The sequence below is a fragment of the Psychrobacter sp. NG27 genome (assembly GCF_016106655.1).
Taxonomy (GTDB): Bacteria; Pseudomonadota; Gammaproteobacteria; order Pseudomonadales; family Moraxellaceae; genus Psychrobacter.
In genome coordinates this window covers 646,513-661,357 of sequence record NZ_JADGIN010000001.1, presented here as the reverse complement: position 1 = coordinate 661,357, position 14,845 = coordinate 646,513, and the positions used below count along the sequence as shown (strand labels likewise).

General features: G+C 44.0%; 13 protein-coding genes. 2 read left to right on the top strand and 11 right to left on the bottom strand.

Annotated features, from left to right (window positions below; genetic code table 11):
- Positions 1 to 49: 49 nt before the first annotated feature.
- From hscA to IP485_RS02605, 7 genes are all read right to left on the bottom strand, one after another.
- A complete protein-coding gene (hscA, locus tag IP485_RS02635) occupies positions 50 to 1,930 on the bottom strand; it encodes a Fe-S protein assembly chaperone HscA (protein ID WP_198325863.1) in 1,881 nt (626 codons plus the stop codon).
- 131 nt (positions 1,931 to 2,061) lie between these two features.
- The gene (gene hscB / locus IP485_RS02630) at positions 2,062 to 2,643 is read right to left on the bottom strand and encodes a Fe-S protein assembly co-chaperone HscB (RefSeq protein ID WP_198325862.1); all 582 of its coding nucleotides are present in this window, start codon (positions 2,641 to 2,643) and stop codon (positions 2,062 to 2,064) included.
- A 190-nt stretch (positions 2,644 to 2,833) separates the two neighbouring features.
- Entirely contained in the window at positions 2,834 to 3,154 is a 321-nt protein-coding gene (iscA, locus tag IP485_RS02625) for an iron-sulfur cluster assembly protein IscA (protein WP_110922414.1), read from the bottom strand.
- Positions 3,155 to 3,379: 225 nt separating this feature from the next.
- The gene (gene iscU / locus IP485_RS02620; protein WP_110922415.1) at positions 3,380 to 3,790 is read right to left on the bottom strand and encodes a Fe-S cluster assembly scaffold IscU; all 411 of its coding nucleotides are present in this window, start codon (positions 3,788 to 3,790) and stop codon (positions 3,380 to 3,382) included.
- Positions 3,791 to 3,933: 143 nt separating this feature from the next.
- A complete protein-coding gene (locus IP485_RS02615; protein ID WP_194362931.1) occupies positions 3,934 to 5,160 on the bottom strand; it encodes an IscS subfamily cysteine desulfurase in 1,227 nt (408 codons plus the stop codon).
- Positions 5,157 to 5,666, bottom strand: a complete 510-nt coding sequence (locus IP485_RS02610) for an Rrf2 family transcriptional regulator (protein ID WP_194362932.1) — start codon at positions 5,664 to 5,666, stop codon at positions 5,157 to 5,159. The genes IP485_RS02615 and IP485_RS02610 overlap by 4 nt, the downstream gene beginning before the upstream one ends.
- 496 nt (positions 5,667 to 6,162) lie before the next feature.
- Positions 6,163 to 6,807 (bottom strand): hypothetical protein, encoded by a 645-nt coding sequence (locus IP485_RS02605; RefSeq protein ID WP_198325861.1) that lies wholly within the window; start codon positions 6,805 to 6,807, stop codon positions 6,163 to 6,165.
- Positions 6,808 to 7,390: 583 nt separating this feature from the next.
- On the opposite strand from IP485_RS02605, the gene IP485_RS02600 reads away from it, so the two are divergent.
- Both IP485_RS02600 and IP485_RS02595 read left to right on the top strand, forming a co-directional pair.
- On the top strand, positions 7,391 to 7,702 hold the full coding sequence (locus tag IP485_RS02600) for an HU family DNA-binding protein (RefSeq protein WP_320154166.1): 312 nt from the start codon (positions 7,391 to 7,393) through the stop codon (positions 7,700 to 7,702).
- Positions 7,703 to 8,062: 360 nt separating this feature from the next.
- On the top strand, positions 8,063 to 9,937 hold the full coding sequence (locus IP485_RS02595) for a SurA N-terminal domain-containing protein (RefSeq protein ID WP_198325860.1): 1,875 nt from the start codon (positions 8,063 to 8,065) through the stop codon (positions 9,935 to 9,937).
- Positions 9,938 to 10,127: 190 nt separating this feature from the next.
- On the opposite strand, the gene purH is transcribed toward IP485_RS02595, so the two are convergent.
- From purH to prmA, 4 genes are all read right to left on the bottom strand, one after another.
- Complete coding sequence (gene purH / locus IP485_RS02590; RefSeq protein ID WP_198325859.1) at positions 10,128 to 11,708, bottom strand: bifunctional phosphoribosylaminoimidazolecarboxamide formyltransferase/IMP cyclohydrolase; 1,581 nt, start codon at positions 11,706 to 11,708, stop codon at positions 10,128 to 10,130.
- 152 nt (positions 11,709 to 11,860) lie between these two features.
- Positions 11,861 to 12,223: a DNA-binding transcriptional regulator Fis gene (gene fis, locus IP485_RS13835; protein WP_194362936.1), complete on the bottom strand. Its 363-nt coding sequence runs from the start codon at positions 12,221 to 12,223 to the stop codon at positions 11,861 to 11,863.
- A 176-nt stretch (positions 12,224 to 12,399) separates the two neighbouring features.
- Complete coding sequence (locus IP485_RS02580) at positions 12,400 to 13,641, bottom strand: DUF3426 domain-containing protein (RefSeq protein ID WP_198325858.1); 1,242 nt, start codon at positions 13,639 to 13,641, stop codon at positions 12,400 to 12,402.
- A 172-nt stretch (positions 13,642 to 13,813) separates the two neighbouring features.
- Entirely contained in the window at positions 13,814 to 14,740 is a 927-nt protein-coding gene (prmA, locus tag IP485_RS02575) for a 50S ribosomal protein L11 methyltransferase (RefSeq protein ID WP_198325857.1), read from the bottom strand.
- Positions 14,741 to 14,845: the final 105 nt, after the last annotated feature.

The window sequence follows — 14,845 nt, the reverse complement described above, 5'->3', positions numbered from 1 at the left end:
AAAACGTCAACTTAGTACGATAACTAAGATGTCATTTGGAGCGTATTTGCTACCAATCTTGGGCGCTTGTGCCTGCCATGCTGGCTTTAACGCTTTGATTCATAATACGAGCCGCAAAGGCGTCGCTATGTGGTTTAAGCTGTGCCTGTTGAGCTTCGATCACGGTTAGGTCGTCAGTGCCAAGGGCAGTCGATAATGCTTGAATGTGCTCAGCCAAAGTACTTTGTTCTTCAGCAGACAATAATGTGGCAAATTCGTTCAATGCAGATTGTAGCGCCAGTACTTCACGCTCCGCTTCCACTTTGGTTTCGATCAGTGAGCGCGCGTTTTTGTCTTCTTCTGCGTATTTAAAGCCTGCTATTAACAGTTGCTCTTTTTGCTCATCTGATAGCCCATAAGAAGGCACAATCTCGATTTTGCTTTCTGTCTTGGTGGTCGTTTCCTGCGCACTAACTGTCAGCTGGCCGTTGGCATCAATACTGAAAGTGACTTCGATACGAGCAAACCCAGCCTTCATAGAAGGAATGCCATACAATTCAAAACGTCCAAGCGAGCGGCAGTTATCGACAGTTTCACGTTCACCCTGAACCACATGAATGACCATGCCTGTCTGACCGTCTTGATAAGTTGTAAACACCTGACGTTTTTTGACAGGGATAGGCGTGTTGCGCGGTATGAGCACTTCGACTAGGCCACCCATAGTCTCAAGACCAAGTGATAGTGGCGTCACATCCAATAAGAGCAAATTGTTGTTGCTATCACCATTGACCAATTGGTGCGCTGTCTGGGCCGCACCCAAGGCAACGACTTCATCTGGATTGAGGCGACAAAGCGGCTGCTTGGAAAAAAACTCAGTCACAACTTGCTGTATCGCAGGCATACGTGTCGAGCCACCAACCAAAATAACTTCATCCAAATCTGCAGCAGATAGCTTGGCATCACGCAGTACTTGTTCGCACACGCTTAAGGTGCGGCGACTGACTGGCTCGACGATCGTCATGATGTCTTCACGGCGTAATATACCTTGATAAGACTGGTCGTTAACGGTGATGTCGATATCGACTTGTTCGGCATCCGTCAATGCTTGCTTGTAAGCTTTGGCTTGTTGCGCCAGTATCGACTTATCGTGGCGACTGACGTCTTTTGGGTCAATATTAAGTTGTTTGATGAACCAATTGGTAATAAGACGATCGATATCATCGCCACCTAGGGCGCTATTGCCACCAGTTGCCAAGACTTCAAAGACTCCATCGTTCAATTTTAAGATAGAGACGTCAAACGTGCCACCACCCAAATCATAGATTAGATAATAGCTTTCTTTATCACTATGCTCGTGATGCTGGTCAAGTCCATAAGCGACTGCCGCTGCAGTAGGTTCGTTTAATAAACGAAGTACATTGATGCCCGCCGCTTGCGCTGCGTCTTTCGTTGCTTGGCGCTGCGCTTCATCAAAATAAGCCGGTACAGTAATGACTGCACCCTCGATACTGTCTTCAGGTAATGCACTCGCTGCACGTTGCTCAAGCGCCGCTAATATACGGGCAGACACCTCAACAGGAGAGACTTCACCTTGAGCAGTCACAAACGCTGGCATAGCATCTTCACTGCCAGACAACTCATAAGGATGTGAGAATTTGATATCAGCTTGGCTACGACCCATAAAACGTTTGGCCGAGACGATCGTATTTTTTGGATCATCCGCTAAGTGAGCCAATGCATCATAACCGACTAAAGGATTACCAGTCGCTGGATAATAGACCACAGAAGGCAATAGGGTATCTGTTGCAGCACCGGCCTCTAAAACTTGCGCCTTACCCGAACGTACGACAGCGACCAACGAGCGCGTCGTGCCAAGGTCGATACCGAGACCAAATCGATGTTGGTGAGGTTGGGCGCTTTGATTGGGTTCGGCAATTTGCATTAAAGACATAAGACAACTCAGAGATAAAGTAAATAAGAGAAACGGAGCAAATACAGTATGGGTACTATGACAGCGTCAAGACGGTATTTTCACTCCAAATATAGGAGGATTTGCCAGTCAAGGGTGTTGGCAATCAAAGATTACATATACAAATCATCGTCATCTGATTGATCCGCTGTGGCAACATCATCGAGACCCGCTGTAACGTCAGCATTCAATTTGACCAAAAACTTTAGCTTTTGCGTCGCATCGATGGCTGTTTGCCAATCTTGAGTGATATAAGCGCTACTAAACCGCTCAGATTGTTTGGCTAGTCGTTCTGTGATTTGAGGATGTAACTGTTGCAAGGCTGACAGATTTTTTCCTTCAATGGCGTCATCTAAATCCATTCGCATTTCCATCGCATCTTCTAAAAAATCTAAATCAGCGATAGAGTGCTCTATGTTTTGCGCTTGGTCCGCCATATCTAATAGGTAACCTGCACGGCTATCAGGCGCACTCAACGTCTGGTATGCTTGATTAATGAGTGCGGAGGTTTGCTCTGACTGCTGCTTTGCTTGTGCGGTATCGGCTTGGTTTTTTGCGACGTTGTCAGGATGATAGAGTTTTTGCAATAGACGTAGATGCTGATCGAGACTGTCTTGATTGATTTCAAATTGTACAGGCTGCTCAAATAAGGCAAAAAAGTTATCGAACTGCGTTTTTGAAAGAGTGTCTGTCATATCTTACGCCTTGCTTTTTTATTGATTTTTAAAATGCTGATCTGGTTCAGGATTTATCTACCACCTTATCCGATGGCCAGACATATCATGATTACGATGGTTCTGATCATGAAGCATCGCCGTTCGAGTATTCACAGTTAGTAACGATGGTTTTTAATTATACAATTAAATGCATAGATTCAGTGAATCATTAAACGGTAAAGGACTCACCACAACCACATTCGCCTTTCTGGTTAGGGTTACTGAACTTAAAGCCTTCGTTGAGACCTTCTTTTTCATAATCCATCAACAAACCATCTAAATATACCAAGCTTTTAGGATCGATAAAGATGCTAACGTCTCGGCTTTCATAACGTGTGTCGTTTTCGTCAGGTGTATCTACAAACTCTAAAACATAAGCTAGACCTGAGCAACCCGCTGTGCGGATACCGACTCGAATGCCTTCGCCTTTGCCGCGATTGTCCAAAAAGTCTCGAACATGCTGAGCGGCGCGTTCTGTCATTTCAATCATGCCAACTCCCATTGACTATTAATTATAAGTATCAATAAAAAAATCTGTATAGACTGGCAACTGAAATTACGAGATTGCCAAGATAATATGCTAGCGGCTCTTAGAAAATAAAAGGTGACAATTACATAAGTGTCATTGTCACCTTTTTAGCATCAGTAGCTGTTTAACGTGTTGCTACTATAGCGCTGCTAAGACCACACAGTGCATAGGCTAGTAGGTTTAGCCTTAGATAACAGCTTCTTCAGTTGCTGCTGCTACGCCATGCTTACCTTTATAGTCGCTAATAGCGGCTTTAATAGCATCTTCTGCAAGTACAGAGCAATGCACTTTTACTGGTGGCAATGCCAATTCTTCAGCAATGTGACTGTTCTTGATTTCGCCAGCTTGGTCTAGACTCTTGCCTTTTAGCCACTCAGTAACGAGTGAGCTTGAAGCAATTGCTGAACCACAGCCATACGTTTTAAAACGTGCATCTTCGATGATACCGTTATCATCAACTTGGATCTGTAGACGCATCACATCGCCACATGCTGGGGCACCGACCATACCGGTACCGACATTTTTGGCATTCTTATCAAGATTGCCAACGTTGCGTGGGTTTTCGTAATGATCAATAACTTGGTCGCTATAGGCCATGGGGTTTTCTCCTGGTTAGATGATGAGTAGTCCTTTATTAACTTTAAGTGTCTAACTACTCATCGATAATTGGGGTCAAACGTTAGTTTAAATTGTCTGATTAATGTCTTGTTCGACAGGGTTTGTACCCTGTCTTCTTAATATTAGTGCTCAGCCCATTCAACTGAATCTAAATCAACACCTTCTTGATACATATCCCAAAGTGGCGATAGGGCACGTAATTTATCAACTGCCTCATGCATCTGTTTGATGACTGTATCGATGTCTGCTTCGGTGGTATAACGACCAAAGCTAAAACGGATTGAGCTGTGTGCTAGCTCATCTGGGCGACCGATAGCGCGTAGTACATATGATGGCTCAAGCGTGGCTGACGTACAGGCAGAACCTGATGAGACAGCTAAGTCTTTTAGTGACATCATGAGTGATTCACCTTCAACGAAGTTAAAGCTGATGTTCACAATGTTAGGAACGCTATGCTCTAAGTCGCCGTTTAGATAAATCTCTTCGATATCTTGTAGACCGTCCCACAGTTTTTGACGTAGTTTGGCTGCATGCGCATTGTCTTCTTTATAGCTGTCATTGGCTAGAGCAAATGCAGCACCAAGGCCGACGATTTGATGCGTTGGCAAAGTTCCTGAACGCATGCCACGCTCATGACCACCGCCATGCTGCTCAGCTTTTAGACGAATACGTGGCTTGCGGCTAACAAATAAAGCACCGATACCTTTAGGACCGTAAGCTTTATGACCTGAGAAGCTCATCAAGTCGATTTTCATCTCTGCAAGGTCGATCAATACTTTGCCCACTGATTGCGCGCCATCAACATGGAAAACCACACCAGCTTCGCGAGTAATTTCACCAATCGCAGTAACATCAGTAAGCGTACCCAGCTCGTTGTTCACCATCATAAGTGATACTAAGATAGTATCTTCACGTAGGGCTTCTTTGACTTGCTCTGGCAAAATAAGACCGGTGCTTGGTTGCGGCTCAAGATAAGTAATCTCAAAACCTTCTTGCTCAAGCTCACGGCAAGTATCTAGTACGGCTTTGTGTTCAATCTTACTGGTGATGATGTGCTTACCGCGAGACTGATAAAAATGGGCGGCACCTTTAATAGCAAGGTTGTCAGATTCTGTTGCACCAGAGGTAAAGACGATTTCGCGTGGATCAGCATTGATCACTTCTGCCACTTGGGCACGAGCAGTTTCTACTGCTTCTTCTGCTTGCCAGCCGTAACCGTGTGAGCGCGAGGCTGGGTTGCCAAAGACGCCATCTACCGTCAGATACTCGCTCATCTTAGCAGCTACTGATTTAGCTACTGGAGTAGTGGCGGCATAATCTAAGTATATAAGGTTGTTATGTTGGCTCATGCTGGGTTTGCCTCGCTGTTCGATAGAGTAATAGTGTTAATGTCTTTTATGGAGAAATCTTTTGTAGAGTTGTGCTGACGTTCTGAAACTGACTGCACGTTTTCCATATCTAATAATTGCGCTAATGTGATATTTTTCAAGTACTGTTCAATATGATTTGATAGTGCACACCATAGATCATGGGTTAGACACATGGTACCACCTTGGCAGTCACCGCGTCCTTCACACTGCATTGCATTGACGGATTCATCAACGGCAGATATGATGCTCATCACATCAATCTCATTCAATGGTTTGGCTAAATGATAACCGCCAGCTGCGCCGCGAATACTGGTGACAAGGCCACGCTTGCGAAGTTTGGAAAACAGCTGCTCAAGGTATGAGATGGAGATTGATTGCCGCTTGGCGATATCAGATAAAGATACTGCGCTTTCTTGTTGGCTAGTCTGTAACGCTAAGTCTAGCAATGCAGTAACGGCGTATCTGCCCCGAGTAGTCAAACGCATGTGTTATCTCCAAACTTTTATGTCATTTTGTTTAACAACGATTTATTCAACAGTAACTTTAACCAAAAATGCTATTAAAATACTAATAAGCGACATGCTGGTTAAGTCATGTTTTATCGCTAGTAAACAGCAGATGATGAACTCGATGTGTGTAACGATTAGGTCAATTATACTTAATCCCGAGTAATTTAGTCAAGATTAAAGTGTGGATGAATGGTTAATCCAGCTTATCGCGATGATTGATAAAAACAATGGTATTTAGAGGCGATCATAGAACCGTTTAGTGGTGGTGATTATAGAGATTGTGCTTAGAGCTTTTGAATGTGTTAAAAAGCAGAAGATTGTAAGTTTGTCTGCGTACTATGTTGAATAGACTAATTATTGAGTTGATTAAGTATTGAGGTGGTAAAGAAGCAAAAAGCGGCTGATATCCTGTAATAGATATCAGCCGCTTTTTTATCAAGCTATTGTTTTAAACTACGATGTACCATTGAAATCAATTCATCACCAGTGCGATGAGGGCACCAACCATAACGACTAAAGCGGCTATGGTAACAATCATTAATGTTTTTTGCTTACTTTGTAGTTCCTTTACCATGGTTTCAAGTTCACGGTTTTTGATGGTCAAAGTGTTGATTTGGGTTTGCTGCTCTTTGATGCGTACTTTATAGTGTTCTTTCTTTTCTGCCATTTCAGCATCAGTCGGCTTGGGCTTTGATTTGCCACCTTTTATCTTTTTGATGATACCTTGAATCAGACTGCCAAGACCCAGCTGCATAATGAACTGCTTGACCAATTGCACTTGAACCGTTTCACCGCGCATTTGTAGTTTTTCGGTGGTTTCGCTGTCATGAGTGGTGATGGCATTGATGACTTGAAGACTATAGGCATTGATGACCACGTCCGGCTCACTACGGCCAATAGGCAACTGTGCATCGAGCAATACGCCTTTGGTACTAAACGTCGCAAATACCTCTACATGAGGTAGATATAAGCGAAGTGCGACCACGGTGCCTTGCTTGGCAAGTGGATAAGCGGCCTTACGCAATTCAGGGTCCAAACGTAACAGTAGTGTCAGCGCTGACTCGATAAACACTAAAATGATATTAAGAAAAGAGTGAGACAACGTAGAACGCTTCATGTAAATAATCCGTTTTTTATTTAGCAAATTGAGTGTATCAAAGCCATGTGGGATGGCACTTATGCAAAATTTGCAGTGATATTTTGCTTATAGTAACGTCTTTATAATAAAAAGTAACGCTAGTTTCTGTCAGCAGCTACATTATTACAGTACAATTTAGTCCTCAATAAAGACACTGCTATTTGTGACTCGCAATATAAAATATAGACAAATAAGCGTTTCAAAAGCCAAAATTTAATTACACTAAAACTGCTTAGATTGAACTGCGTCATTCAAACAATAATAATGTTGGCTATTTGGGCTACAATCGTAGGCTATATGCGCCAGATTTGCGTTTCACGCCATAATGGTGAGCCTATTGTAAAATAGCTTGGGCGTGAAGATTGCAAGATTGTACGGGCGTTGCAGATGTTTTGCGTAACATTAGGTGTCAAATACGTAGTACATGGCACAAAAATATGTAAAATCGCTTGCACTCCTTATGCTGCCTTGATATAAAGACGATAACAATGCGAGACCTGTTGATACGCCAGTGCAGTATTTTTTATTGCGTAAGTACCGCGTGAGCGTTACAATATTTGGCGTGAGCGTTTATTACCCCCTTAAACTTGAAGGAAATTTTATGAATAAGTCAGAATTAATTGATAGCATCGCAGACAAAAGTGGTCTAAATAAGACTCAAGCTGGTGAAGCTCTGAATGCTGTTATGGAAAGTGTTGGCGAAGCGCTAGAAGCTGGCGATAGCATCTCATTAGTTGGCTTTGGTACTTTTAGCGTAAAAGATCGCAAAGCACGTACTGGCCGTAACCCTAAGACTGGTGAAGAACTAAGCATCCCAGCAAGCAAAGTACCAAGCTTTAAAGCGGGTAAAAACCTAAAAGAGCGTTTGAACTAAGCCTTTTTTAGTCGTAATATGATTTAAGGCTGCTTTGGCTGATGTTTTAAGCCAAGCGCCAAGAGAGCACCTAACTATTAGGTGCTTTTTTTGTCGCTATAGTTTGTATCATATGATGTGAATATTTTGAGTCTGCATCAAAAATCACGTATCATAGGGCGCGCGATAGATGCGTTGTTTGGATAAGGGTTTTTGATCTGGCCTTTTTATCAAATCCTGTGTCGTCTTATATAACGCACACGTCTTTACTCTTACCATTGCCAGCTTAGACAGCACTGATATTACTGGGCCATATTGAACATGCCCAAACAGTATTACAATGGTTTTTCATCAATATAGGTTAATAAAGCAGAGATAACTATGGATAAATTGCGCGATTTCTTAAAAAGCTGGCCAGGTCGCATTTTATTGATTTTATGCCTATCGCCACTTGCCTTATTGGGTGTCGAAAGTTATTTTGGTGGTGGCGTTGACCCCAACCAGATCGCTCAAGTAGGTGATGCAAGCGTAGGACTGTCCGAGTATCAGACTGCCGTAAATAATCGTCGCACTGAAGTGTTAGAGCAGGTTGAGGATGCCAGTCTACTGAACGAAGATGTATTGCACGAGCAAGTGTTAAAAGGGTTGATTGATCGGACTTTGCTTGAGCAGCAAGCAGGCAAGCTTGGCATGACAGTCTCTGATGACACGATAAATCGTCTGCTGCGTCAAGAAGAGATATTCCAAGATGCAGAAGGCAATTTTTCTAATGATCAATTTGCCAACTTTTTGCGTCAGCGCGGTATGAGCAAAGACCAGTTGTTTGCAGAGTTTCGCAATCAGTTGAGTCTCGATCAGCTAAATGCCAGTATCGTTGGCACGGCTGTATATCCAATGCAAGCAGTCAGTCAGCTGATCGATCTACAACTTGAGTCGCGCAACGTGTGGATACATCGTTTTAATTGGCAAGATTATCAAAGCCAAGTTAAGCTGAGCAAAAGTGATATTCAAGGATACTATGATGCCAATAAAGACACACTCAAAAGTGCGGCAATGGTCGATCTGGCTTATATCCAACTCAGTCCGCAAACCATCAAAGTAGATGACATCACTACTGAAGATTTACAGCAGCAGTATGAGGCCTATAAGCAAAGTATAGCGGCCACCGATGAGCGCAAAGTTAGCCAAATTTTATTGACGGGTACTGATGCTAAAGCCAGAGCTGATAAGGTAAAAGCGCGTCTAAACAAAGGCGAGGCTTTTGCTGCACTGGCTAAAACTGAGTCAGATGATCCATCAGGAGACACAGGTGGCGATATCGGACGCTTCAACCCTTCAGTGTTTGGCAATGACGCAGATACGGTTCAAACAGCGCTAGAAGGCTTGAGCGTTGGTGACGTTACTGCACCTATCAAAACCAGTTTTGGCTACCAGATATTTACCGTCACTGAAGACAATGGCAAAAAGACACCAAGTCTGGACAGCATGCGTGATGACTTAACGGCCAAAGCCAAAGAATATAAGCGTCAGGAAATCTATGCTGATAAAGTAACGTCGATTAATGATTTGGCAGCAGATGGTTTCAGTATCGAAGACATCGCTCAGCAAGAAGGTGTGACACTAAAACGTCTCAAAGATTATCGCAAAGAAAATAACAAGTCAGTACTGTCGCAACCAGCCGTGGTCAAACAAGCCTTTGATGAATTTACGATTCAAGATCAGGCCGTGACGTCAGGTATAGAAGTGGGTAATGGCAATGTATGGGTACAACCGACCAACTATCGTCCTACCAAGACACTGACGTTGGCAAATGCAACGCCAAGAATCACTCAAATATTGCGTCAACAAAAAGCATCTGCGCTGGCATTAAAAGAAGCCAAAGCAATTGCTGCTGGTATCAAAACGCCAGCTGATATTGCTAAGCAATCTGTCAGCTTTCAAGCATTGGGTGAGATTAATCGTCAAACCACCAGATTGACAAACAAAGAGCGTGGGTTGGCATTTAGCCAACAAGCGGCTACCAATGGCGTGTCAGCTATCGCTAGTGAAACCGAGATGGGCGTAACCCTACTGGTAGGTGATCGCATCAAAACGGAGCAACAGTCGCCACTCTCTGATATGCAACGTGCACAAACAGCGAGCATCATTCGTGATAACTTAGGTCAAGATCAGCTACAAGACTACTTAGACTATCTGCGTTTGGTGTATCCGGTTGAGATTAATGAATCTAACATGGCAAACGCACAAGGACGCTAAGTACTTATCATTTAAGCAGCCCTAAACGTTGAACATAAAAAAGCCACTGTCGCAATTGAGACAGTGGCTTTTTTAATGGGTGCTGCTTTTATCATAGACCGTTGTAAAAAATTATCACAAAGGCTAAACATGAATGACAGTCAAATATAGCGACTACCATTCATATCAATCTGCTAAGTCACATAACCATCTAATGACGGAAGTGGCGCATACCCGTGAATACCATCGCAATACCATGCTCATTAGCGGCTGCAATCGTCTCGTCATCACGCATAGAGCCGCCTGGCTGAATGATCGCAGAGATACCTACTTCGGCTGCGTTATCGATGCCATCACGGAAAGGGAAGAAGGCATCTGATGCCATTACCGCACCTTCAGTGGCAAGTCCTGCATGTTCAGCTTTGATAGCCGCAATACGTGCTGAATTGACACGGCTCATTTGACCTGCGCCAACCCCAATAGTGCGCTGACCTTTGGCATAAACGATGGCGTTTGATTTGACGTATTTTGCCACGTTCCAGCTAAACAATAGATCGGCGATTTGCGCCTCAGTAGGTTGTACGTCAGTCACGACGGTAAGATCGGCTGCGGTCATCAGACCAAGATCTTGCTCTTGCACAAGCAGGCCACCGTTGACACGTTTATAGTCAAGTTGGATATCACGTTGATCTGGCGCTGGCAATTCACCGCACACCAACACGCGTACGTTTTTCTTAGATGCCGTTGCCTCAAGTACACCGTCTTCGATACTAGGAGCGATGATCACCTCGACAAACTGGTTGTCGATAATGGCTTTTGCAGCGTCTAGTGTTAATGGACGGTTGAATGCAATGATACCGCCAAAAGACGATTCAGGGTCAGTGCTAAACGCCGTACGATAAGCCGCGACTTGGTCGTTATCTACTGCCACACCGCAAGGGTTGGCATGTTTGACGATGACACAAGCTGGCGTGCTAAAGGCTTTTACGCACTCAAGAGCGGCATCAGTGTCGGCGATATTATTATACGATAACGCTTTACCTTGTAATTGCTTGGCTGTAGCAATAGAAGCTTGCTGGCTCTTTGATGACTGGTTTTCGGTATAAAAAGCCGCGTTTTGGTGAGGGTTTTCGCCATAGCGTAGGTCTTGTGCCTTCACCATTTGCACGTTGAATGTGCGAGGGAAGTTCTCAGGCGTTTGTGTCTCATTAACACGGCTGCCCAAGAAGTTTGCAATCATGCCATCATACTGTGCGGTATGTTCAAAGGCTTTAACGGCTAGGTCATAGCGTAGAGTAGTCGTCAATTCAGTGCCACCATTTAAGGCTTCAAGGACGCGATTATAATCTGCTGGATCGGTCACGATACCTACGTGAGCGTGGTTCTTTGCGGCTGAGCGTACCATGGTTGGGCCACCAATATCGATATTTTCGATGGCATCGTTCATGGTGACATCAGCGCGTGCAATGGTCTCAGCAAACGGATATAAATTCACGACAACTAAGTCAATGCGCTCAATGGCATGCTCGCTCATCACAGCATCATCAGTACCGCGGCGGCCCAAGATGCCACCATGGATTTTAGGATGCAGTGTTTTGACACGGCCATCCATCATTTCAGGAAACCCTGTATAGTCTGATACTTCTGTCACAGCGACGTTGTTTTCTGTGAGCAATCGATAAGTACCGCCAGTAGAGAGCAAGCCGAAACCTGCTTTGATAAGGCCTTGAGCAAATTCAATGATGTCGGATTTATCAGAGACTGATAATAGGGCAAGTGGGGTTGTACTCATAAAAAATCTTCCATAAAAAAAGCCTGACGTAAACGTCTGGCAAGGTGGTGATGACAATAACGGTAGACTGCATCACGATAACTGACACCGTGAACAGCGAATGGCCACGCATGATAAGTGGCAGTGATAATGGCTGAGCTCATATAGCAGGGTTACATCAAATGGTAGGTTTTGAGTTTTTTACGTAATGTGCCGCGATTAAGACCTAAAATTTGCGCACATTTTGTTTGGTTGCCACGTGTTTTTTCTAGCACAACCGATAATAGAGGCTCTTCGACCTGCTTTAAGATAAGCTCATATAGGTCGGTCGGTATCTCATCGCCTAGCATCGCAAAGTACTGACGGACAACGCGCTCGACGTGGACACGTAGTGGTTGCTGCATGTGACCGGTGTGGCTATCTAGAGATAACTCAAAATCATGAGTAGGGGAGTGGTAATCTTCTTTATTATAATCGGCAAGGTGCTCAGAGCTTTTAGCAAAATGATTGGCATTATGCTGTGCGTGAGGTGCCATAAGATACTATCCTTAAGATGAAAAAAGAGTCAAACTATTAAAGGTCAGAATAACAGTATATCAAATTAATATCGTCTAGCGCTGACAGATTACTCGCAATCTAAATAGAACAATTGCTAAAACTGACATCGATTATAAGTAGCCTACAGAATCAAAGCTATTCTATGAAGTACCGCTTAATAAATTGGCGTCATCGTCACCTGACGAATCTGGGTATTAGCAATGGGTATTGTAAATAGCAACCGGCGCTGATCAGCAGCAGGCAGTTGGCTTTGTTTGCCCAATAGGTAGTCGCTGGGCGCTGCGATAAACACGCCAATGAGAGCGTTATCACCATAGACGCTGACTTTTACATTCGGATACAGTTGCGCCTGAGCGCTTTGGTTATTCAAAGTTGCGCCGATGTCACTAAAGGCGCCCGTTGTTTTTATTTGACTGGATCGATGAGTGGTATTGCTGACTGTGAGTGCTGATAGATCTGCACTTGGTAACCGGCAAGCAGCGATAGAGCATATTGCTTGCAAGCGCTGAGCATGGTTGGGGTTTTTAATTAACGTGTCTAAATTGAACATAACATACTGCGCTGCAAGCAGCAGTGCCAACACCAAGCAGCCAAGCAGCCATAAAATAGATGCAATGGAATGTGTCGTTGGTGTTGAAGCAAAATGTGACTGCGATTTTTTCAAACGTTCTTCAAGTGAGCTCTCATCTGTTCTGATCGGCACACCCATATCTAACAAAATCTGCGATAAATCGGTATCGTCAGCGGGCATCTCTTCGCGTTTACTTTGCTCTTCGAGAAGTTTTTCTAACCATGAATGATCTGAGGTACTATCGACATTGGCATGAATACTATTGGCCTCAGAGGAGCTGATAGATTTTTTTGAAGGTGGTGAGGATACTGTTGACGTCTTGGGTAATGAGGAAGGTGCAGCTACACTGATATTCTGGTTAGTGTGCTTGGATATGGTAGGCTTCGGCTTATCCGTAACTGCGGCTATAGGTTCGCTGTGGCTCACCTTTGTCAACCAAGCGTCCATGCCGTCTAAGGACTCGTCGATGTCCATATCCATGTCATCATGGATTAAACCGTCAGGAATTGAAGATTTGGATGCTTGCTGTTTAGTCACTGACGACCCATCATCGTTTGGTAGGTTTTGACTCTGCTGCTGACTCTTAGGCGTTTGTACCGCTTGCTTATTTATAGCTTGTTTATTGTTCGATGCGGTTGGCGCTATCTTTACTTTAGTAGGTGAGGTGCTAGCCACATCATGACTAACCACCAAATGCTTATTAACCAAAAAACTTTGGTGGCATTGATCACAGCTGACCGTGGCATTCACTGTGTTGAGCTGAGTTTGTTGGACTTTAGAGTAAGCTTGACAATGAGGGCACTGAGTTTTTATTGGCGTGGTCATAAGCGCGAATCCAAAAAAGTATGGTTATCAATACCGCATAGCCACTCACCAACAGCTCCCTATAATACAAATCGTACTTTTTGATTTCGATGTCATCATGGGCGACGATAGAGTGGCGTCAAATACATAACATTTGACTGCCACCTATCGTAACAGATGTAATGAAATGTTGCTAGCTAGTAAATGTACCAGACAAACGCTGCCAATGTTGGTCTTCTTGAGCAGTAAAAGCATGCTTTGGATCGAGTGCAAAATAGGGCTGATATGCCTCAGTGACTTGTTCAGTTTGTGATTCGATTAATCCTGCTAATACGATGCGGCCCTTTGGCGCGATTAGCGTAGAAAAATACGGTGCCAATCCAATGAGTGGTTTTGCCAAAATATTGGCGACAATAACCTCTACCGGTATGACCTCATTTTTTGAGCAATAATCAGTGAACTCTTCTGGCAAAAATGCTTGCAGACGATTGCCAACCTGGTTACGTACGGCGTTTTGATTGGTTGCAAGTACGGCTTGTGGATCGATATCTACTGCATAGACGTGGCGTGCACCCAGCAATAAAGCGGCAATGCCTAAGACGCCTGAACCACAGCCATAGTCAATAACCACTTTATCTGCCAAGTCTTGCTCGGTTAGCCAGTCAAGACATAAGCGAGTCGTCGCATGATATCCGGTGCCAAATGCTAGGCCTGGATCCATGATGATATTGGTTGCCTCTGGATTGGGCGGCGTGAGCCATTCTGGCACAATCCATAAATCATTAGCACATTGAATAGGATGGTAGTTGCTCATCCATTCGCGCTCCCAATCCTTGTCATCAACGGCAGTTAGCCAAGTACGAGTCGCTTGCACTTGGGCGGCGATTTCATGACTGAGTTGCTCGATAGCTTGTTGAGAGCCAGCATCTGTGGTTGCATCAAACAATCCTGTTAGTATGACCTCATCCCATAGCGGTGACTCACCTGGTAGTGGCTCAAACAAAGGCTGATCGCCTGCATCGTCCAAGGCAATTGATAATGCGCCCGCTTCTAATAATAGCGCTTCAGCCAAGTCGACTTTTGATTTTTCACATTGTAAATGCAGTTGTTGCCATGCCATAAAAATAACCTTAAACGAAAATAAATGTATGTTTTGAATAAATCATGATGGCGTCGTATGTAACAAGCTAATGGATACTATTCTTGTGACCATCGCTCACACATA